23 protein-coding genes are annotated in these 20,289 nt (G+C 47.6%); 16 read left to right on the top strand and 7 right to left on the bottom strand.

Going from position 1 to position 20,289, the window contains the following annotated elements:
- Nucleotides 1-287 precede the first annotated feature (287 nt).
- The 8 genes from ACQ661_RS11390 (at nucleotide 288) to ACQ661_RS11425 (ending at nucleotide 5,698) form a co-directional block, all read left to right on the top strand.
- Nucleotides 288-545, top strand: coding sequence for a hypothetical protein (locus ACQ661_RS11390; RefSeq protein WP_313932590.1), 258 nt, complete (start codon nucleotides 288-290; stop codon nucleotides 543-545).
- A gap of 116 nt (nucleotides 546-661) precedes the next feature.
- A complete protein-coding gene (locus ACQ661_RS11395) occupies nucleotides 662-1,063 on the top strand; it encodes a hypothetical protein (RefSeq protein ID WP_313932589.1) in 402 nt (133 codons plus the stop codon).
- 689 nt (nucleotides 1,064-1,752) lie between these two features.
- The gene (locus tag ACQ661_RS11400; protein WP_431668372.1) at nucleotides 1,753-2,025 is read left to right on the top strand and encodes a CopG family ribbon-helix-helix protein; all 273 of its coding nucleotides are present in this window, start codon (nucleotides 1,753-1,755) and stop codon (nucleotides 2,023-2,025) included.
- Nucleotides 2,022-2,303, top strand: coding sequence for a type II toxin-antitoxin system RelE/ParE family toxin (locus ACQ661_RS11405; protein WP_034733600.1), 282 nt, complete (start codon nucleotides 2,022-2,024; stop codon nucleotides 2,301-2,303). Before ACQ661_RS11400 ends, ACQ661_RS11405 begins: the two co-directional genes overlap by 4 nt.
- Nucleotides 2,304-2,394: 91 nt before the next feature.
- A complete protein-coding gene (locus ACQ661_RS11410; RefSeq protein ID WP_431668373.1) occupies nucleotides 2,395-2,643 on the top strand; it encodes a hypothetical protein in 249 nt (82 codons plus the stop codon).
- A 74-nt stretch (nucleotides 2,644-2,717) separates the two neighbouring features.
- Complete coding sequence (locus ACQ661_RS11415) at nucleotides 2,718-3,983, top strand: APC family permease (protein ID WP_431668374.1); 1,266 nt, start codon at nucleotides 2,718-2,720, stop codon at nucleotides 3,981-3,983.
- A complete protein-coding gene (locus ACQ661_RS11420; RefSeq protein ID WP_431668375.1) occupies nucleotides 3,980-4,915 on the top strand; it encodes a cation diffusion facilitator family transporter in 936 nt (311 codons plus the stop codon). The genes ACQ661_RS11415 and ACQ661_RS11420 overlap by 4 nt, the downstream gene beginning before the upstream one ends.
- A gap of 24 nt (nucleotides 4,916-4,939) precedes the next feature.
- Nucleotides 4,940-5,698 (top strand): SDR family NAD(P)-dependent oxidoreductase, encoded by a 759-nt coding sequence (locus ACQ661_RS11425; RefSeq protein WP_110076824.1) that lies wholly within the window; start codon nucleotides 4,940-4,942, stop codon nucleotides 5,696-5,698.
- An 85-nt stretch (nucleotides 5,699-5,783) separates the two neighbouring features.
- Here ACQ661_RS11425 and ACQ661_RS11430 read toward each other — a convergent pair whose 3' ends face one another.
- Together ACQ661_RS11430 and ACQ661_RS11435 are read right to left on the bottom strand one after the other, a co-directional pair.
- The gene (locus ACQ661_RS11430; protein WP_431668376.1) at nucleotides 5,784-7,139 is read right to left on the bottom strand and encodes a permease prefix domain 1-containing protein; all 1,356 of its coding nucleotides are present in this window, start codon (nucleotides 7,137-7,139) and stop codon (nucleotides 5,784-5,786) included.
- Nucleotides 7,120-7,467, bottom strand: coding sequence for a PadR family transcriptional regulator (locus ACQ661_RS11435; RefSeq protein ID WP_153827168.1), 348 nt, complete (start codon nucleotides 7,465-7,467; stop codon nucleotides 7,120-7,122). The genes ACQ661_RS11430 and ACQ661_RS11435 overlap by 20 nt, the downstream gene beginning before the upstream one ends.
- A 150-nt stretch (nucleotides 7,468-7,617) precedes the next feature.
- Between ACQ661_RS11435 and ACQ661_RS11440 the strand changes: the two genes are divergently transcribed.
- Nucleotides 7,618-7,863 (top strand): GlsB/YeaQ/YmgE family stress response membrane protein, encoded by a 246-nt coding sequence (locus ACQ661_RS11440; protein ID WP_153827169.1) that lies wholly within the window; start codon nucleotides 7,618-7,620, stop codon nucleotides 7,861-7,863.
- A 71-nt stretch (nucleotides 7,864-7,934) separates the two neighbouring features.
- On the opposite strand, the gene yghU is transcribed toward ACQ661_RS11440, so the two are convergent.
- Nucleotides 7,935-8,798: a glutathione-dependent disulfide-bond oxidoreductase gene (gene yghU, locus ACQ661_RS11445; protein WP_431668377.1), complete on the bottom strand. Its 864-nt coding sequence runs from the start codon at nucleotides 8,796-8,798 to the stop codon at nucleotides 7,935-7,937.
- A gap of 58 nt (nucleotides 8,799-8,856) precedes the next feature.
- Entirely contained in the window at nucleotides 8,857-9,267 is a 411-nt protein-coding gene (locus ACQ661_RS11450; RefSeq protein ID WP_313932583.1) for a BON domain-containing protein, read from the bottom strand.
- 168 nt (nucleotides 9,268-9,435) lie between these two features.
- Here ACQ661_RS11450 and ACQ661_RS11455 point away from each other — a divergent pair, with 168 nt between their 5' ends.
- The 7 genes from ACQ661_RS11455 (at nucleotide 9,436) to ACQ661_RS11485 (ending at nucleotide 17,457) form a co-directional block, all read left to right on the top strand.
- On the top strand, nucleotides 9,436-9,894 hold the full coding sequence (locus ACQ661_RS11455; protein ID WP_162014620.1) for a YccF domain-containing protein: 459 nt from the start codon (nucleotides 9,436-9,438) through the stop codon (nucleotides 9,892-9,894).
- A gap of 40 nt (nucleotides 9,895-9,934) precedes the next feature.
- Entirely contained in the window at nucleotides 9,935-10,972 is a 1,038-nt protein-coding gene (locus tag ACQ661_RS11460) for a saccharopine dehydrogenase family protein (RefSeq protein WP_431668379.1), read from the top strand.
- 26 nt (nucleotides 10,973-10,998) lie between these two features.
- Nucleotides 10,999-11,964 (top strand): phospholipase A, encoded by a 966-nt coding sequence (locus ACQ661_RS11465; protein WP_431668380.1) that lies wholly within the window; start codon nucleotides 10,999-11,001, stop codon nucleotides 11,962-11,964.
- Between the two features lie 11 nt (nucleotides 11,965-11,975).
- Nucleotides 11,976-13,055 carry an HlyD family secretion protein gene (locus tag ACQ661_RS11470; protein WP_153827172.1) on the top strand — a complete coding sequence of 360 codons (1,080 nt, stop codon included), beginning with the start codon at nucleotides 11,976-11,978 and terminating at the stop codon, nucleotides 13,053-13,055.
- Nucleotides 13,055-15,805 (top strand): ribosome-associated ATPase/putative transporter RbbA, encoded by a 2,751-nt coding sequence (gene rbbA / locus ACQ661_RS11475; RefSeq protein ID WP_431668382.1) that lies wholly within the window; start codon nucleotides 13,055-13,057, stop codon nucleotides 15,803-15,805. Before ACQ661_RS11470 ends, rbbA begins: the two co-directional genes overlap by 1 nt.
- Before the next feature lies 1 nt (nucleotide 15,806).
- On the top strand, nucleotides 15,807-16,919 hold the full coding sequence (locus tag ACQ661_RS11480; protein ID WP_431668384.1) for an ABC transporter permease: 1,113 nt from the start codon (nucleotides 15,807-15,809) through the stop codon (nucleotides 16,917-16,919).
- 61 nt (nucleotides 16,920-16,980) lie between these two features.
- A complete protein-coding gene (locus ACQ661_RS11485; protein WP_313932577.1) occupies nucleotides 16,981-17,457 on the top strand; it encodes a hotdog fold domain-containing protein in 477 nt (158 codons plus the stop codon).
- Here ACQ661_RS11485 and ACQ661_RS11490 read toward each other — a convergent pair whose 3' ends face one another.
- The 3 genes from ACQ661_RS11490 to ACQ661_RS11500 all read right to left on the bottom strand — a co-directional run bounded on the left by ACQ661_RS11490 (nucleotide 17,458) and on the right by ACQ661_RS11500 (nucleotide 20,246).
- Entirely contained in the window at nucleotides 17,458-18,039 is a 582-nt protein-coding gene (locus ACQ661_RS11490; protein ID WP_431668386.1) for a gamma-glutamylcyclotransferase, read from the bottom strand.
- Between the two features lie 202 nt (nucleotides 18,040-18,241).
- On the bottom strand, nucleotides 18,242-19,747 hold the full coding sequence (locus ACQ661_RS11495) for a PH domain-containing protein (RefSeq protein ID WP_431668388.1): 1,506 nt from the start codon (nucleotides 19,745-19,747) through the stop codon (nucleotides 18,242-18,244).
- Nucleotides 19,740-20,246 carry a PH domain-containing protein gene (locus ACQ661_RS11500; protein ID WP_153827178.1) on the bottom strand — a complete coding sequence of 169 codons (507 nt, stop codon included), beginning with the start codon at nucleotides 20,244-20,246 and terminating at the stop codon, nucleotides 19,740-19,742. Before ACQ661_RS11500 ends, ACQ661_RS11495 begins: the two co-directional genes overlap by 8 nt.
- Between the last annotated feature and the right edge of the window lie 43 nt (nucleotides 20,247-20,289).

The raw sequence follows: 20,289 nt of genomic DNA on the forward strand, positions 1-20,289 counted from the left end.
CGGTTTTATATTTGGTGCGCTCACACCGGTTTTAATGTTTGGCGTGACTGGCACCGAGTTCAGTTTTCAATCAGCCACTTTTCTGGGTCTTTATGGTCTATTCGGTGCAGGGTGTGCCGTTACTGCATGGAACTATGTGCGTAAAAATGTCAGCTTATAACAAGGCTGTAAACCGGACCCAAATTACTACGCGGCAGTTTGTGCATTCGCTTCGCTCACTGTCGCACAAACTACCGCTCCGTAATTCGGCCCGGTTACAGCAGCGTTAGGTGCTAAAGGAGAGTCAAATGGAATTATCAAATTTTTTACCATTCGTAATGTTGCTGGTTTTTTCTGGACTGTCATTGCGAATATGGAAAACGGAAAGTAACAGTCAAGCAGTTTTAATGATTTGTATGGGCTGGGCAGCTATCAGTGTTCTCAGTTTAGTCGGTAGTATTATGCTATTTGTTGCAGGAGGTATAATTGTGCCAACTATTTTATTCACACTGTCCCCAGTTGCAGCCTATGTGGCAAATCAGTTTAAAAATGTACAACGCACCTAACAAAACAATAAACCACATTCGCTTCGCTCATTGGGAAAAAGCCTCGCTGGCACTTCGTGCCAAAGCACTCGGTTTTTCCCGTTATTGTAAGCGTTAGGCGAACAAGGAGTGTTTTTTTGATTCTTAGGTTTTTAATGATTCTCGCTGCGGCATTTTTCATGTCAGCGTGTACCACAGGAAAGCTCTATTACACCGAGCAATCTGGTAATCGTATTTTGGGTTGCGATGTGGAATTCGTTGGCCTTCCCAGCGTAGACAAATTTGCTGTCGAATATGCGTTAAGTCTTTGCGCTAAAAGTGTCGTCCATAAAGGTCATCAACTGGATGGCAATCAGCAATATCTCGTAAACCTAGACACATCAATTCCTGAGGCGCCATGTGGTCATGCTTGGAACCACGATCTAGCAAAAGCTAAATTTACAGAAGGCTTACTATCAAAGAAGCAATATGGTTATATTGTTGCTCACATAGATCTGGGGCTTGCGGTTGTAAATGAGTGTTCACCTAACAATGCGTAACACTCGCTCCCGTTGGTCGCTGGGACGCCAACCCGCTGCGCAGCTCGTCGCCCGTGTGCTTTGCGTTAACTGTCACGGAAGACCTCAGTGAAATTTGAAGTATCGAGCAATCTCAAAATCAGTCCCGAAGATGTCGATGGGCTCCTCACCATGAAGGGCGTGAATAGGGAGCTGAGTCCCATCATCCGTATGACGGCTCCCTCAGAGTGGTCAAGCAAGCCAATCTTTGAATGGCCTACGGGTAAGGTGCTCTTTTCTAGCTCGATACTCCTTTTCGGTATCCTTCCCATCGATCGGCACACGTTCTTCTTTCAATCCATTGATCGCCAACGGGGTTTTGCGGAGGCGTCGAGCTCTTTAACCAATAAGCTGTGGCACCATCGGCGGGAGATCGATAGAAGCGAGGCATCATGCCGAGTCACCGATACGGTCGAGTTCCAGTGTAGGTTGCCCCTGCTGGCATACGTTCTGGGGCCTGTTTACCGGTTCATCTTCAAGCACCGTCATCAGGTGCTAAGGTCTTTCTACGGTGGCAGCGCCAGTTAACCAGTCAATTAAGTTCGTTCCGGCCTGCGGCCTCCACCGGACGCCCCTGTTGGGCCGCCGCTTATTTCAGCGTAAAATTTTTTGCCTAACCTCGCAGACTATGCTGTAATACGTTGTAGTCACTAGGTATGAGGGGCATAGTCATGAGCGTCACCACAGTTCGCCTTCAAGCAGAAGTTGAACAGCATCTGGAAGCAATCGCCAGCAGGCTACACCGTAGCAAAGGCTGGGTAATTAACCAGGCATTGTCGGAATACATAGAAAAGCATCAGCTTGAGCAAGAGCGGTGGAAACAAACGTTAGAGGCAATGGAGTCTGCTGCCCAAGGCAAGGTTGTTGATGCCAGCGAGGTCCACAGTTGGCTTAATAGCTGGGGAACCGAAAACGAGCAAAATGCGCCGAGATCAGGTAAGTGAAGCTGGTTTACACGGACGAAGCCATTGATGATTTGAAACGCCTCAGGGAGTTCATTGCGGTGCACAGCCCGTCGTCGGCAGTCAGGATTGCCGCCGAACTGGTTGGCAAAGTCGAATTACTTCCAGACTTCCCCAAAATGGGCGCACCAGTTGAAATGGCACCGGTGCCTGACTCTGTTCGAGATATGGTTTTCGGAAAATACGTCGTTCGATATTCAGTTCATGCCAGTGCCATCATTATTCTCCGAGTGTGGCATGGTCTTGAGGGTGAACGATAGCAATTTAACCAAACACGGCACTCGGACGCCCTTGTCTCCGCTTCGCTACGTCAAGGTCACCGGTGCGCTCTGCGTTATGTATAGGTACCCCATGAACCTTGTCGCTCCTTACTTGGGTGCGTTTGTAATAGTTATGCTAGCTTTTGCAATGCTCAGTATACCGGCAATTGGCTTTACGTATTTACTGGCCTGGCTGCTAAGTTTCCTGTTTGATATCAATTTCGACAGTGCGATCACTCACGGTGTGCTCTTGGTACTAGCGGCTATTTGGACATTAGCTACCATCAATAGCAAAGAGGGCAGCGAAGAACTCTCCAACATGTTAACGTTGAAGCGCTAACGCATCAGCTGTCATAAAAACGTCATGTGGCACTGTTAGGTTGGCTGATTATCACAAATGAGATAAGTGAAACGATGACACAACAGTTAGTACGTGAAACGACGTTAGGCGGGGCCATTATTCTCGGGCTTGGCTCAATTTTGGGTACTGGAGCGTATGTGAGTGTCGGCTTGAGCGCTGAATTAGCTGGGCCAAATCTAGTTGTTGCCATTATTCTGGCTGCATTTACGGCGTTATTTAATGGCCTAAGCTCGGCTCAACTAGCCGCGGTACATCCAGTAAGTGGTGGCACCTATGAGTATGGCTATAAGTTTCTTAACCCCACCGCAGGCTTAACCGCGGGCACCTTATTTGTGCTCGCAAAAAGCGCATCAGCCGCTACCGCAGCACTTGCTGTTGCATGGTATTTGCATGGCTATCTCAATACACTTGTAAACACCCCAGCTTGGACCATTCATGGGATTGCAGCGGGATTATTGTTGCTTTTTACTAGCTTTGTACTCAGTGGGGTACGCCGTACCAATGGGCTCAATGCTATTCTCGTAACCCTTAGCCTGATTGGTTTAGTGGTGTTTATTGTTGCTGCATACAGTGAACCTAGCCCACCATTGATTTTTACCGAAGCATCGTTACAGCAATACGATAATGGTGTGTTTTTTGCTGCTGCGCTGATGTTTGTAGCTTTTACCGGGTATGGCCGTATTGCTACTATGGGCGAAGAAGTGATAAACCCACGCCAGACTATTCCCAAAGCCATTGTGCTCACGTTGGCTATCATTAGTCTGTTGTACATAGCTGTCGGCCTAGCTATTTTGCATGTAAGCGGTGCCGAGAGTTTTGCTCAGAGTAACTTTAATATAGCCCAATTAGTGGAGCATTCGACCTGGCATGGAGTGATCGTGCTAGGCGGTATTGTAGCCATGTGTGGCGTTATTCTAAATCTAGTACTTGGCGTATCGCGGGTCGTCTTGGCTATGGGCCGCCGTGGCGATTTACCTCGCAGCCTTGCTCGTCTCGATAGCCAACAAAAATCAGCACCAGCTGCAACTTGGTTAACCTTTGCCGTGATGGCTTTGATTGCTCTCGGCGGCGGTATTGAAGCTGCATGGACATTGAGTGCTTTTACGGTCTTGGTCTATTATGGGTTAACTAATCTAGCTGCGCTTAAGGTTCCGCAAGCACAGCGTTTTGTGCCTAAATGGGTGTCTTTTTTGGGCTTAATCGCTTGTCTTGGTTTGGCTGTTTTTATTCCCTGGCCTACCATTGTTCTAGGCACTTTTTTAGTGTTATGTGTTATCGTTTTAAAACGAATAACATCCATAACTAACGGTAGTCCATGAGCCATCACCATCATGATCACAGTAAAGATCTTTCTTCCGAACGGCTAGGCTGGGCCTTCGTTCTCAATTTTTGTTTTACTATCATCGAGTTTATTGGTGGGATATTAACCAATAGTACTGCGATTTTAGCTGATGCGGTACATGATTTAGGTGATAGCTTAGCCTTAGCGTTAGCTTGGGTACTCAATAAATTGGGGCGCAAGCAGGCTAATCCGCAATACACCTATGGCTACCGTCGGCTCAGCTTGGCGGGTGCTTTCATCAATGCGCTGGTGCTGATTGCTGGGTCTGTGTGGGTGCTCACTGAAGCTATTCCACGCCTGTGGGATCCGCAAATGCCTGTTACCGAGGGCATGATTGGCTTAGCGATTTTAGGCATAGCAGTGAATGGCTTTGCCGCTTATAAGTTATCAGCGGGCAAAACCTTAAATGAACGCGTGATTAATTGGCACCTACTAGAAGATGTTTTAGGTTGGGTTGCGGTACTGATTGTTGCTATCGTATTGATGTTTGTTGAATGGCCTATTCTCGATCCGTTGTTATCAGTAGCTTTTACGATTTTTATTTTAGTTAATGTAGTTCGTAACCTATTTCAGACGGCACGGCTGTTTTTTCAGGCTGCGCCAGACCAAAATACGATAAGCTCTGTTGAGCAACAACTACGCCAGCTGGAGCAAGTAGAGGATGTGCATCATTTACATTTTTGGTCGTTAGATGGTGAGCATCATGTTTTAACTGCACATGTGGTCGTAGCTGTCGACTTAGATATAGCGCAGCGGCGCTTATTCAAACAACAAATTGATGCGGTACTGATGCCATTTGCATTGAGTCATACAACCATTGAATTAGAGTTTCCTGGTGAATTATGCCGTGACAACGAGTACCACGAGCATGAGCACGAACACGAGCATCATCACCACCATTCACATTAAACCCAGTAGGTTTAGGAGGTAGTTATGTCGACGTCATTTCAAGGTAAAGTTGCTTTGGTTACCGGTGCCGGTTCAGGCTTAGGTGAAGCTATTGCTAAAGCCTTAGCGAGTAAAGGCGCGAAGGTGGTACTAACAGATATCAACCTAGCAGCAGCAGAACGAGTTACTAAGGCTATTCAGCAAGCCGGTGGTGATGCTACTGCTTTTCAGCAAGACACAGCAAAAGCCGAAGCTGCAGAGCAAGCGGTTAAGTTTGCCGAAGCCACTTACGGCGCATTACATTATGCCGTTAACAATGCGGGTATTGGTGGTGCTCAAGCGCCAGCGGGTGAGACCGATTTGGCTGAATGGCAGCGGGTGATTGATATCAATTTAAACGGTGTGCTGTATGGCATGAGATATCAAATACCTGCCATGCTTAAGGCTGGGGCTGAACACTGCGCTATTGTTAATATGGCATCTATCCATGGCATGGTGGCAGCACTTGGAAATGGTGCTTATACCGCCGCTAAACATGGGGTGGTGGGACTCACGAAAAACGCCGCAGCTGAATACGGGCCACAAGGCTTACGCATTAATTGTGTGGGCCCTGCCTACATAGACACACCATTATTAGAGAGTTTACCGCAAGAGTTACGCGATCAATTGGTGAGCCGGCACCCGCTAGGGCGTTTAGGCCGAGCCGATGAAGTTGCTCCGTTGGTATGCTTTTTATTGTCGTCTGAGGCATCTTTCATGACCGGTGGTTATTACTTGGTTGATGGTGGCTACACCAGTATTTAATGCTGTTAGCAACGGTCAGTCGTTACCGGTTAGAGTAACGACTGGCTATGCTAAGCGGGTCAACAAGACCCATGTTATTAAGCTATTAAGCAAATCTAAATGCTAGAGGTAATAAGAAGACGACGACCGCCGCCCAAGCTACATAAAAGGGTATCAGTTTAATTTGCCACTGCTCTAACTGAACAAAGCCTGCTCGTGCTCGAATAAACAAGAAGTAATACCAGGCATAGCCGGCTAAACTAGTTAGCAACAATAAGTTTGCCCCTAAAACGGCGATTCTATTGGGAGTCAGACCGAGCTCTAAAATGCGGCCACCTATTGCCAAGAGGGCCAGAAGGTCAACACACAATGCTGTCGCAACTAGCAGCAATTGCAAATAATCAAAGAGACTAGGGCCTTGTGCAGGCGCTTTTGAACTGACACTGTAGAGCACTAATCCAAGTACCAGAATCAGCATCATATTTAACCCTAACAGTACATCTCGTTCTAAATTGAAGCCTTTGCCGGTGACGAGCATCACCATTAAAAAGACACTTAACAGCAGCGTAAACAAAGGAGTAAAGATCCGAGCAAGCACCGGTGCCATCGTCTCTATCGCCCCTTGTTTTGCGCCTACTAGATAGCCTACGATGACCACCGCGCCCATAGCTCCACAAGGAATGATCCATTGACTGGCGAACCATTCCACATCAATGTCAATAAACGAGAAGATACCTATGGTAAATGCTGTTAAAACGGCTCCGCCTAACGCAACAAGCACAAAATAAATAAAGTATTCGCCCGAGAAGCGGATAAAATCCATCTGCTTGGCATCCGAACGCCACCAGTTTCCGCTGTAGGTGACACCTACCATAAACCACAACAACAGTGGCAAATGCAGCATGGCCAAGACAGCCGTATCACCACCAGGTTGCCACGGCATAGCATTCATATAGATAGCCGCAAACAGGGTACAACTACCGACAAACAGCCAGCCCCGTTGCCCCAGCTGCCGTTCAATAACCCAATAGGCTGCTAACATGGGCAAGCAAAACAATGAAATATTATAGGCAAAAAACCATTCATGAGATGCCATGGATACCCCAAATAAAAGGGGAGCTTTAATGGCTATGGCTGCTACCAGCGCTAACAGCAATACCGTCAGTAGAGAAGCCGAACTAGTCGCAGGGCTAAAGACAAGATTTCGCCATAATCGGCCCGCATGGACCTCCGCAAATTCATGCGAAATAGCTGCGATTTGACCGAGCCGTTTGGTGGCGACTAAAAAGGCTTCGTCGGCTGCTAAACCGGCACCGATGAGTGCGTCGATTTCATCGCGTAAATGGCTTTCTAATTCATCCGCATCTTCTTCTTGAATGGCCGATTGGCGTAATAAATAGCGTCGCCATTCAGCAATATTTTGGGTCAGAACAAGATGGTCATCAGGCGGGTTGGAAGTCATAAGGATTATTCCATAATGTGTTAAGGGCGTTGTTGATCAGCTGCCATTGTTGGCGCTGTTCAAGAATGGCTTGTTTGCCAAGGTCAGTAATGGCGTAGTATTTACGTTTTCTGCCGCTGTCAGCTAAGCGCCACCGGGCTACCAGGTAACCTTGTTTTTCTAACCGATGTAATAAGGGGTACATCATGCCGTCAGTCCAAGTGAGAATGCCGCCAGATAGCTCTTCAACGCGCTTAACGATTTCATAGCCGTAAGTTTCACCTTCAGCAATCACGCCTAACACAATAGGAGTGGATGATGCCGCCATCAGATCTTTGGATAAGTTCATAAGCAACCTAATGAGTAAAAGTAAATGTTTATACCTAGAACCTCTAGGTATAAATTCTATACCTAGATCTGTTATGTATGCAAGAACTATCATTTACTGCTAGGTTTATGTATTAGTACTTATTGATAAATCAGAAGAAAGGAGCGTGCTATGGGCTTTTTATGGTTTTTATTGGTAGGCATTATTGCCGGTTGGCTAGCAGGTACCTTAATCAAAGGAGGCGGTTTTGGGTTGTTAGGCAATATGGTGATAGGTATTATTGGTGCCATGATTGGCGGCTTTTTGTTCAACGCACTTGGTGTTGCTAGTGGCGGTGGCATCATTTGGAGTATTGTGGTGGCAACAGTCGGGGCGGTGGTGTTGCTGATTATTGTGCGTGCCCTTAAAAAGGCTTAGTTAGGTTAAGCGGGTCACCCTAGCTAGGCTTCTTTTCGAGCTGTGCTAGGGCGACGTTTTGCTGCAACTCGTTAGGTTGTTAGCTTATCTTGCGTGCGCAGCTCAAAATCGCTGGCATCGTGGCGTTCATGCAACTGCTTATGCAATTCTCCCCACGTTTTGTTGACGATACGACCGCGCTGCACTGCTGGGCGTTGTGCGATTTGTTCAGCCCAGCGTAAAACATGTTGATAGGTATGAGCTTCTATAAACTCTGCAGCATCATAAACTTGGTTGGTGACTAAGGCACCATACCAAGGCCAAATAGCCATATCGGCGATACTATATTCAGCGCCCGCCACATAGGGATGCAAGGCCAATTGCTTATCTAAAACATCAAGCTGCCGCTTTACTTCCATCGTGTAGCGATTGATCGGGTATTCAAATTTTTCTGGTGCGTAGGCATAAAAATGCCCAAAACCGCCACCTAGAATAGGTGCGCTAGCCATTTGCCAAAACAACCAGTTAAGCGTTTCCGTTCGTGCAGCGGGTTGTTTAGGTAAGAAAGCATCAAACTTTTCAGCAAGATACAATAAAATCGAACCACTCTCGAAAACTCGTGTGGGTGGTGTGGTCGAGGTATCTAAAAGTGCTGGGATTTTTGAGTTTGGATTCACCTCGACAAAGCCACTGCTGAACTGTTCACCTTCAAGAATTTGAATCAAATGAGCATCGTATTCGGCGGCTTGAATGCCCTGCTCAATTAATTCTTCCAGCATAATAGTGACTTTCACGCCGTTGGGTGTAGCTAGCGAGTAAAGCTGTAGGGGATGCTTACCACGAGGTAGCTCAGCTTGATGAGTGGCGCCGGCCTGAGGGCGACTAATACTAGCAAACTTGCCACCGCTTGCTTGATCCCATTGCCACACTTTAGGTGGTGTATAAGATTGGGTCATACCATACTCCTTGTTATGCAGAGAATGGTTAGTTTAACGCAAAGCGGTGGCGTTTGGACTACTCTACCTCAATATCATTTTCTACCGATTTTACGCCTTCAATGCCCTCAGCCAATTGTTCGGCTAAATCGGCTTCGGCATCAGTTTTTACCAAACCACTTAGGACCACGTGGCCGTTAATAGTTTCTACATTGATTTGACCAGCGTTTAATTGGTCCGCTTCAAATAAGGCAGTTTTAACCCGAGCGGTAATTGCACTATCACTTAAAAAGTCGCCGGCGCGCTCTGAGGCATCTTTAGCGTAGTCGGCAGCATCATTGACTGCTTGCTTAGTAGCCTCGGTCGCTTGCTCTAAACTCGATCGTGCTTTATCGCGAGTTTCTTCTTGCTGCTGCTCAGAACAAGCAGCTAAACCACCTGTAGTTAACATAGCTACAATCACAAGAGTTGCTGTTGTTGGTGCTTTCATGATCAACCTCCATTAAGGTGATGAGTTAATGCAAATAAACGAAAAAATAGCATATACTGGTACTAAGCTTAGTAGAGCTTGATGGTATTTCTAGGTGGTTTACAAAGCTTTTGCGCTTTACATTAAGAAAAGATGGTTAAAGTTTGTTAAGAATGGGAGCTATGCAGGGTGCGCACTATTGGTAATGTTTTGTGGTTTTTGTTGGGCGGGATCCTCATGGGATTAGGCTGGCTATTAGCCGGTGTTATCGCATTTATTACGATTGTTGGGATTCCGTGGGCGCGTTCTTGCTTTGTGATTGGAGTGTTTGCTTTCTTCCCCTTTGGTAAAGAAGCTATCAGCCGTAACGAACTGACTTTGAGAGAAGATTTAGGAACAGGGCCATTAGGATGCCTAGGTAATATTGTTTGGTTTGTACTGTTTGGTTGGTGGCTGGCGCTGGGGCATTTAATATCGGCCGCGGCTCTTATTTTAACTATTATTGGTATCCCTTTTGCGATTCAACATATTAAGTTGGCGGCCCTAGCGTTATCCCCAGTAGGAAAAACCGTGGTCACCATTGAAGAAGCCAGTGCCGCTCGGCAGTTTAATGCCAGTGAAAAAATCTCGAAAATGGGCAATAAATAACAGCTTAATTAACTATGCTCGCTAATAATAAGAAGGATTTATGATGCAGTGGATGATTTATGGAGCTAACGGCTACACCGGTACTCTCATTGCGGAGCAGGCCGTCGCGCGAGGCTTGCAGCCTATCTTAGCAGGTCGTAATCAGGCAGCGATAGAAGCCTTAGGTGAGCGCTTAGAATTACCGGTTCGAGTGGTAGATTTAGCTGACCAAGCGGCGTTGCACCAGGCCTTGGCGGAAGTTGATTTAGTCCTGCATTGTGCGGGGCCGTTTGAGCTCACCGCCGAACCTATGATTGAAGCCTGCCTAGCAACTCGTACTCATTATTTGGATATTACAGGTGAGTTGGCTGTGTTTGAATATGCCCATCAACAACATCAACGGGCGCAAGCTGCAGGGATTGTACTCTGCCCAGGCGTTGGCTTTGATGTGATTCCGACCGATTGTCTAGCGGCACGGTTGCAGCAGCAATTACCTGATGCCACTCATTTAACTTTGGGGTTTGATTCGGCTTCACGGATGAGTCGTGGTACCGCAAAGACAAGCGTCCGGCGTTTAGGTGAAGGTGGTGCGATTCGCCAGCAAGGTGAGATAAAGATGGTTCCGTTGGCTTATAAAACACGGGACATAGATTTTGGTGGTGGTTCTAAATTAGCCATGACGATTCCTTGGGGCGATGTAGCGACCGCTTTTTACAGCACCGGTATTGGTAACGTTGAGGTGTTCATACCCGCGTCACCTAACCTAGTTAAAAGATTAAAACGATTGAATCGATGGCGTTGGCTATTGCGATTAAATTGGGTTAAAAACTGGTTAGCGAAGAAAATAGATACACAACCCGCAGGCCCAGATCAGCAGCAATTAGAGCAAGCGCACACCTATGTTTGGGGTGAAGCGACGAATCGTGCAGGCGATCGGGTAGAATTGAAATTAACCGTAATGAATGGCTATAAGCTGACCAGCTTAGGTGCGCTGGATGTAGCGCAACAGGTTTTAATGCAAGCGCCAGAAGGTGGTTATTATACCCCTTCTAAGTTGCTTGGACCCGAGCTGGTTGACCGCTATTTAGTGACATCATGACGATTGAATCATAACGGAGATAAAGCATGTGTTGGTCACCATTAACACCCCTAATGAAAGTTACTATAACGGCGGTCATCGCAGGATTATTTACGTCTGCAACGCTAGCACAGGATGTTGATAACAGCTCAGAGCAACAACAAGGCAAAGATCCTGCGTTTGCGGTGACGGATGTTATTGGCACTTATTGGGAGCTTAGCGAAGAGCAAAAGCGAGGGATTTTTCAGCTACGTACTTACGAGCCAAATTTTATTCTGCCAGTGATCCATAGTTCGGATATCAATGAGCAACCTGTGTCTCCTACTCGAGGTCCCGCTAGTACCTTAGATAGCTACATGCCGAATGAAGCTAAGATCCAGATCTCATTGCGTACGAAGCTACTTGAAGACGTGATTTTACCGGGCGCTGATTTGTGGGTGTCTTACACACAGACCTCGCTATGGCAGGTGTGGGATGGTGATAATTCATCTCCCTTCCGCAGCACGGATTACAACCCTGATGTGTTTGCTGTTGTGCCTATTCCAGAAAACCTTGATGTGTTGCCGGGTAAGGCGCGCATCCGCTTTGCTAAAGTAGGTTTTGCACACGAATCTAATGGACAAACGAAACCGGATTCGCGCAGTTGGAATTACTTTCACTTTGGTGGAATGATTGAGTACGGTGATTTATCGTGGGAAACCACCTGGAAGCAACGAGTGAATGAAACCGGTGATGACGATGATAATCCAGACCTTATCCGCTACCGTGGAAACTTTGAGAACCGCTTGTTATGGCGGGACTCGTTAAACACCTACAGCGTTACTCGCGTTACTCGAGAGTTATCTTGGGATAAAGGGTCGTGGCAAGTTGACTTTACCCACCCGCTTAACTCAAGTAAGCCCGACGGGTTACGTTTTTACATTCAATTCTTCTCCGGTTACGGTGAAACCTTATTGGATTACAACCACCGCCAAAACCGCATTGGAATAGGGTTTTTGTTGTTAAACATTTAAAAGGATGAGACATGAAGAACTCGACTAAATGGCTGTTGCGCTTGGTAATAATCGCCGCTATTGGCTGGTTCGGTTTTACCTACGTACAGTCGTTGGTATCGGCGCCACCTGAACATATCTCGAGTGGTAATGGACGCATCGAGGCCGTTGAAATTAATGTAGCAGCAAAAACGCCAGGCCGAATTACGGCTATTAAGGTACAAGAGGGCCAAATGGTGGCGGCTGGAGACGAGCTGGCGTTGATGGATACCGCCTCGCTTCAGGCGCAGTTGCACCAAGCCCAAGCGCAACTGCGACAAAGCCAGAGCCAAGTCGTTGCCGCTCAAAGTGAGGTTACTTTACGCGAGTCGGAGCAAGTTGCCGCGCAAGCGGTATTGGCTCAGCGGGTGGCGGAATTGGAGTTGGCGCAAGCGCGTTATCAACGAACCCAGCAGTTGGCCCAACAAGGCTCCATGTCGGCGCAAGATTTAGATAATGCTAAGGCGGCCTTGGTTGGGGCTGAAGCCGCTATTGCTGCTACCAAGGCGCAAGTTGCTGCCGCTGCGTCAGCCATCACGGCTGCGCAAACTCATGTCGCTGGTGCCGAAGCTGCAGTTCAAGCAATGCAAGCGACGGTCGAGCGTATCCAAGTTGAGTTAGATGATAGCTTGTTACTAGCACCACGAGCAGGGCGAGTGCAATTTATTGTCGCCCGCGAAGGCGAAGTTGTGGGCGCTGGAGGTCGAGTGCTTAATTTGCTGGATTTAAAAGAGGTCTATATGACTTTCTTTTTACCCACTGCCGTGGTCGGTAAGCTGGCGATTGGGAGTGAAGCTCGTATTCTGCTCGATGCTGCCCCCAATTATGTGATTCCCGCTACTATTTCATTTATTTCAGACGAAGCACAATTCACCCCGAAAACGGTAGAAACTGCATTGGAGCGCGAAAAACTGATGTTTCGGGTACGGGCTCAGGTGTCGCCTGCACTGCTTGAGCGCTACATCGACCAAGTAAAAACCGGTCTACCAGGGGTGGCCTATGTTCGCACCGATAGCTCTCAGCCGTGGCCCGCGCGATTACAGTTAGCGGCACCGCAAGCAAAGGGTGAGTAATGATGAACACAACGGCAGTGATTCAAGCCGCTGCGGTTTGTCACTGTTATGGTGCTACGCAGATACTTACGGATATTGAGCTCGCCATTCCTGCGGGGGTGACGGTAGGCTTGATTGGCCCTGATGGGGTGGGTAAATCAACCTTGCTGTCTTTAATTGCTGGCGCGAGAAAGTTACAGCAAGGTCAGCTTACGGTGTTGCAAGAAGATGTTCGGTCGAGCCGTGCGCGGACGCGTTTGTATCATCGGATTGCGTATATGCCGCAAGGTTTAGGTAAAAATCTTTACCCAACTTTGTCTGTCTATGAGAATGTAGAATTCTTTGCTGATTTATTTGGCTTAAGCAAACATATCCGTAAACCACGTATCATGCAGCTGTTGCAAGCGACTGGGTTGGCCGTTTTCGCCGATCGTCCAGCGGCAAAATTATCCGGCGGCATGAAACAAAAGCTAGGACTTTGTTGCGCGCTGATTCATGATCCTGATTGCCTCATTTTAGACGAACCCACCACCGGAATTGATCCCTTGTCGCGGCGACAATTCTGGCAACTTATCGCGCGCATTAAAGCACAACAGCCGGCGATGACAGTGGTTGTTGCTACTGCTTACATGGAGGAAGCCGCGGTCTTTGATTGGCTGATTGCTATGCATGATGGCCGTATTTTAACCCAATGTAGTCCCGCTGAATTATTGCAACAAACCCAATCAGAACACTTAGAGCAAGCCTTTGTAAGGTTGCTGCCGGATCACGCCGATTATCAACCATTCGTGTTGACGCCACGAGAGCATGACAGCGCTGCTACCGTGGCTATTGAAGCGCGTCATTTGACCATGAAATTTGGTGATTTCACGGCGGTAAAAGACGTTAATCTAACCGTCTATAAGGGTGAGATCTTCGGCTTTTTAGGTTCGAACGGTTGTGGCAAAACCACCACCATGAAGATGCTTACCGGCTTACTACAAGCCAGTGCAGGAGAGGCCTTCTTATTTGGTGCCCCAGCTGAAAAAAGCTCGGTGGCTATGCGAAAGCGTGTGGGCTATATGACCCAACAGTTTTCGTTGTTTGGTGAGCTGACAGTAACACAAAACTTAGCCTTACATGGACGCCTATTCGGGTTGCATGGTGCTGAATTAAAGGCGCGTATTAACACCATGGCGGAACAGTTTGCGTTAGGTGAAGTACTTGATGAGTTGCCTGATAGCTTGCCATTGGGTGAGCGCCAGCGCTTAAGTTTAGCCGTGGCTATGATTCATCAGCCCGAGCTCTTGATCTTAGATGAGCCGACCTCGGGCGTAGATCCCATTGCGCGCGATATTTTCTGGCGCATCATGATGCAATTAGCCCGCGAGCAGCAAGTGACTATTTTTATTTCCACCCATTTTATGAATGAGGCCGAGCGCTGCGACCGAATTTCTTTGATGCATGCAGGTGAAGTCTTAGTGAGCGATACTCCGGCAGCAATTACCGCCAGTAAACAGGCTGATTCGTTAGATGATGCCTTTGTGGCTTACTTGCAAGATGCCATCGCCGCGCAGCAGCGTACTACCGGTGCTACGGAACCGTCGCAAGCTGCAGAATTAGAGGTATCAACTAGACCAACTAGTAACACGGCAAAACAGCCATTAATATTTAGTTGGCAGCGTCTCTGGAGCTATTTGAGGCGCGAGAGTATCGAGTTGATTCGAGACCCCATCCGGTTAGTTATGGCCACGTTAGGCAGCGTCATTCTCATGGCGGTATTGGGGTATGGCCTTAACATGGATATCGAAGATTTATCTTTTGCGGTGTTAGATCAAGACCAAACTAGTTTGAGCCGTGACTATGTAGCTAGTTTAAGTGGTAGTAGGTATTTCGATGAGCGTCCTCCTCTGAGCAGTTACACAGAGTTAGATGCCCGTATGCGTAGTGGTGAGTTAAGTTTGGCGCTAGAAATACCAGCTGGATTTGCGCGTGATTTGCATCGTGGGCAAGGGGTTGAAATAGGTGCTTGGATAGACGGCTCACTGCCAATGCGCGGTGAAAATGTGCAAGGCTACGTGCAGGGTATTCATGCGCATTGGTTACAAGAGCAGGCACGTTTGCAGGGTTTAGATGGGTTGCAAGGCTTAGCTCAGATTGAGTCTCGATTTCGTTATAACCCTGATGTGAAAAGTCTACCAGCCATGATGCCAGCGGTGATTCCACTGCTGTTACTGATGTTTCCGGCTATTTTGACGTCGCTGGCGGTGGTGCGAGAAAAAGAGTTGGGCTCGATGCTAAATTTTTATGTGACGCCAACCACCAAGCTCGAATTTTTGTTAGGTAAGCAACTGCCCTATGTCGCTATTGGCATGCTTAATTTCGTTATTTTGATGGTGCTGGCTGTTTATTTGTTTGATGTGCCTATTACCGGGAGTTTGACCGCTCTGACGCTGGCTTCGTTACTGTATGTGATTATTGCCACCACGTTTGGCTTGATCATGTCGGCTTTTGTAAAAAGTCAGATAGCTGCGCTATTTGGCACCACCTTAGCCACGATTTTACCGGCTGCACAATTTTCTGGTTTGATTACCCCAGTGCCCTCACTGGAGGGCGGCGCGCGCTGGTTAGGCGAGGTGTTTCCAACCACCTATCATATTATTGTCACCCGCGGGGTCTTCTCAAAAGGATTAAGTTTAGCGGACGCCGGCTCGGCACTGTGGCCATTAGCCGTTAGTATTCCGATTTTATTGGGCATCGGTGTGTGGTTATTGAATAAGCAGGAGCGCTAATATGCAAATGAAAAATATCCTGCATTTGGGATTGAAAGAATTACGCGCCATAGCCAGAGATCCCATTTTATTGCTGATTATTGTCATGGCCTTTACCTTATCGGTTTATACCGCAGCTTCAGCTATGCCAGAAACACTACACAATACGCCGATTGGTGTGATAGATGATGATCGATCACAGCTTTCTAGCCGCATTGTCCAGGTGTTTGATGAACCCTATTTCATGCCACCAGAGGCGGTTGATAGTCACCAAGCCGATCGGTTCATGGACGAAGGACGTTTTACCTTCATCGTACACATACCTAGTGGCTTTCAGCGTGATGTCTTAGCGGGTAACCAACCGGCTCTTCAAGTCTTAGTAGATGCCACTCGAATGAGCCAAGCTTTTACCGGTAACGGCTACATTCAGGCCATGATTCAACAAGAACTGCAAGACTTTGCACAAACGGATACTCAAGTTCCAGTGCAGTTAAGCATGCGTTCGCGATTTAACCCGGAACTCAATGGCAGTTGGTTTTCTGCCATCAATGAGGTGATATCTCAGATCACCATGTTGTCGATTATTCTGACCGGAGCTGCGCTCTTACGTGAACGCGAACATGGAACCGTTGAGCATTTGCTAGTGATGCCGATTACTCCGTTCGAGATCATGGCTGCCAAAGTTTGGTCAATGGCATTGATTGTGTTGGTGGCGGCTAGTTTATCGCTACTCGTGGTGGTTGAAGGAGCGTTACAGATACCACTAGCGGGTTCAGTCAGCTGGTTTATTATCGCTATGGCTTTTCATTTGTTTGCTACAACCTCACTAGGTATCTTCTTGGCCTCGTTTGCGCGCACGATGCCGCAGTTTGGGTTGTTGCTGATTCTTGTTATTTTACCGATGCAGATCCTTTCTGGTGGCATGACCCCGCGCGAGAGTATGCCGCAAGTGATTAGCTGGATCATGAGTGCGGCGCCAACCACCCATTTTATTGAATTAGGCCAAGCTATTTTATTTCGTGGGGCTGGGTTTGCTCATATTTGGCCGCAATTAGTGGCCCTCATTGTGATAGGATTAGCCTTCTTTATGATCGCTCTAGCCCGCTTTAGAAAGGCGCTGGCAAGTATGGCGTAATGACAACGGTTAGCTCGTCGTACCCTGATAAGAATAAAGGTAACAAGAACGGAACCTGCGCATGTCTGATAACTATTTACTGAAACTATACCATCAGTGTCTAAAGTACCCTTTTGGTCGCACGATTTTCTCGCGGATGTTTGCGCGCAAAGCACCTTACTTTGCCACCATAAAACCAACCATCACCGAGCTCAAACCTCATTATTGTGAGTTAAGGTTCAAAAAACGTAAGGCAGTGCAAAACCACATGGGTACTGTGCATGCGATTGCTTTGTGTAATGGTCTAGAAATGGCGATGGGGGCACTAGCTGAAGCCTCTATACCCAAACACCTAAGGTGGATTCCTAAAGGCATGACGGTGCAATATACCGCCAAAGCCGATAGTGATATCCGCATTATTGCCGAATGCTCTGCTGCTAGTTGGCAAGCGGGCGATAGTGCTATTTGTGTACGCGGGTTGCGAGCTGATGGTCAGGTAGTGATAGAAGGTACCATCACCATTTATATTTCTGAAAAACCACCACAGAAGTCATCATAACTAAGTAGAATGACGCTGCCGCAGTGCGAGTAATTCGCGTTCAATCGCAAACACATGAGGGTCATGGTCATCAAGATCTCGCAAGGCTTGCGCTAATAACAGTAAATATTCGTCATTGGGGCCACTAGGCCCTGCTGATTGTGCAATATGCCGAGCTATTTCCTGCTCACTAGCGGGGCCTAAATAAGCGTCATTATCAGGCCCTGCAACATAGACTAATCCGTTTACCGTGCCACTACCGTCTAACCATTCGAATTCAGTGAAGAAGCGTAAGTAACCATTTTTTTCACGATGGTCTAAATGCTCAAAAACTGCTGGCGTAACTTGGTACGCCATACCACTACACTGCGCATTTTCGGCTTGAACGAGTGTGGCAACCCGGCCTGGAGCTGTTGGAGTGCCTCGATGGTCGTGAGAGCCTTGCCAAAACCGTCGCTGCCAGCCATGGATGCGCGCTGGGCGTCGTTGCAAATAGCTAAAGTCAGCTTTATAAATAAGTGAGCCATAGCCGAACAGCCAAACTGAATCGAGATGATCGAGCGGTTGCTGGGCCTGATTTATTGCAACAGTGTTATGTGACATGGGCGAATCGTTTACCAAGTGATGAGCGTTAACTAACTCGTTTATAATTTTTCCAGCATTGCGGCGGCGCCTGTGGTGCGTATTTTCGCAGCTTAGGCTGTCGCAAATTCCAAGGTTACCTCTTTGGTTACCCTGAGCTGCTTGCCAGTTGGCAACAAAAACTGCAGCAAAGTACCACCCTATAGTCGCGTAGACCGGCGGCTTACATCCAACGCTGCTGATTTTGTCCTACTTGCTGTATCCATTGCTGTTGTAGCTGTAATGCCGACGCCAGCGACTGATACTTGATAACTTCAGCACCCGCAGCAGTGTGCACAATGATGTGCGCAAACCCAAGCATTCTTAACCAAGGCGACTGGTAAACATCCAGTTGCTGAATTTTATAATAGGGATACCAGTTTTCGGTCCGTCCCAGCACGCCGTGCTTGACGGCTAACCAAGTGCTGTCATAACTGAAGCCATAATTACGCCAGCGAAATACCACATAGGTTTGCATTAATCCCCATAGTAAGACGGCAATTAAGAAGCTGCTTGTCAGGCTTAGTTCGATCGCAAAATATCCGACCAAGCAGGCTATCGGGGCTAGCCAAGCAACCCAAAAGGTAGGGCTTAATAACGCTAAAGCACTGATGGATTGCCAATGAACTTGATTGGCATTGGTGAGGTTTAGCTGCTGCCTAAGTTCATGTAAGAGTTCGGGGTTAACGACTGGCAGAATAAAGGCACTCGACCCAGCGGTATGCTGTGCCATGGTGGGTTGTAACTGACTTACCCGTACGCGAAAGCGTTTGAGTAGACGCGCTCGTAAATTTTGCTTGATCTGAACTCGTTGTAGTTTGGGATACCTGAAACTCACAGTACGGATACTAAAAAGGCCACTACGAGCTTGATAGCGGTCTCCATCAATGCTGACAGCTAGACCATAATAAGTGATAACGGTTACTGCTATGGCAAGCACAAACAATAGGCTTAACACCGCAAGCACTAACCCGACATTTAACCACAGGCTACTTTCAATAAATCCGATATTTGCTTCTAGCCAGGGCACCATTTGCTCTTGTAGCCAATCGGTTTGCGACAGTGGATAACTTAACAGCGCCAGTAGCACAAAGATTTTATTGTCGATGACGCCGGCTTTAATGATTTCAGCTAAATTGAACTGAGTTTGCCATTGAGGTTCTTCTGCCGTTGCAGCTTGTGTCGCCTCGGTGGTGGCGCCAGGCTCGGATTCTACAGCGGGCGCGGTAGCCAGCATGAGCTGCCGCAACTGCTGTGCTTGCTGCATGGGTAAACCAGGGATCTCTACTTCTTTGCCCGCAGAGCCGGCGCTATCGACTTTTAAAATGGTGAGGTTAAAGGGGCGAAAGTACCAAGTTTGTTCGAGTTCGGCTTGTTGAATGCGCTCATATTTCAAGGTTAGGCTTTTTTTACCAAGGACGCCGGTTCGTAAATGCACCGCATCATTGCTTAGCGCAAATAAAAAGAAACGATGATTGAGCAAGGCGCTGATAAAAATATAAACCAAATAACTACCACCGAGTGCGTAAGGCACCCAAGCACTGTCGGTGACAAAGATAACTGCTAGCGCAGGCAGGAAATTCGTAAAGTTCTTGATGAACAACTTAATTTCTTTGGCGATAAAAAAGCCAAGGGTTAACCATGGTGTGCGCTGCCACTTAAGTTGTGGCTGGGTTGACTGCTCAGACATGCTCTTCAGTTTCCGTGGCTACTGGGCTAGATTCGGTTGCAATGGCATCAACCAAAGCGGCTTTCATAGCTTCTGCTGTGGCTAGTTTGAGCCCGGGAATACTCAGATCAGCACCACCGCTACCGGCCGTATATAAGGTTAAATGTGCTAAGCCCAACGTGCGCTCAATCAGTCCTTGTCGCACTTCAACATGCTGTATGCGATTAAGCGGCACCGCCCGAGTTAAACGCCACAAGGCGCCGCGGCGTAGATACATGGATGCATCTGTACGCGCGTAAGCGGTAAACTGAAAGCGTCGAGAGCTCCAAAAAAGCCCCAAAAAAAGTGTGATGACAGCCCAAGGAATCGCCAGCCATAGCGCATTGGGCAGCCATGAGGTATTAGGGACCCATAGATAAAAAACTGCGCCAACGATGGCGAGTAAGCCCATATCTAGTATGACAGCTATTTGTAAACTGGTTTTATAGGCCGGCTCAACCGGCTGCCAAGTAATACTCATCTAATCCATTCCTTACTTGAAAAAGTAATAGGTAACACCCATA

The sequence above is a fragment of the Pseudidiomarina sp. WS423 genome (genome assembly GCF_050750165.1).
In the GTDB taxonomy this organism is placed as follows: domain Bacteria; phylum Pseudomonadota; class Gammaproteobacteria; order Enterobacterales; family Alteromonadaceae; genus Pseudidiomarina; species Pseudidiomarina fusca.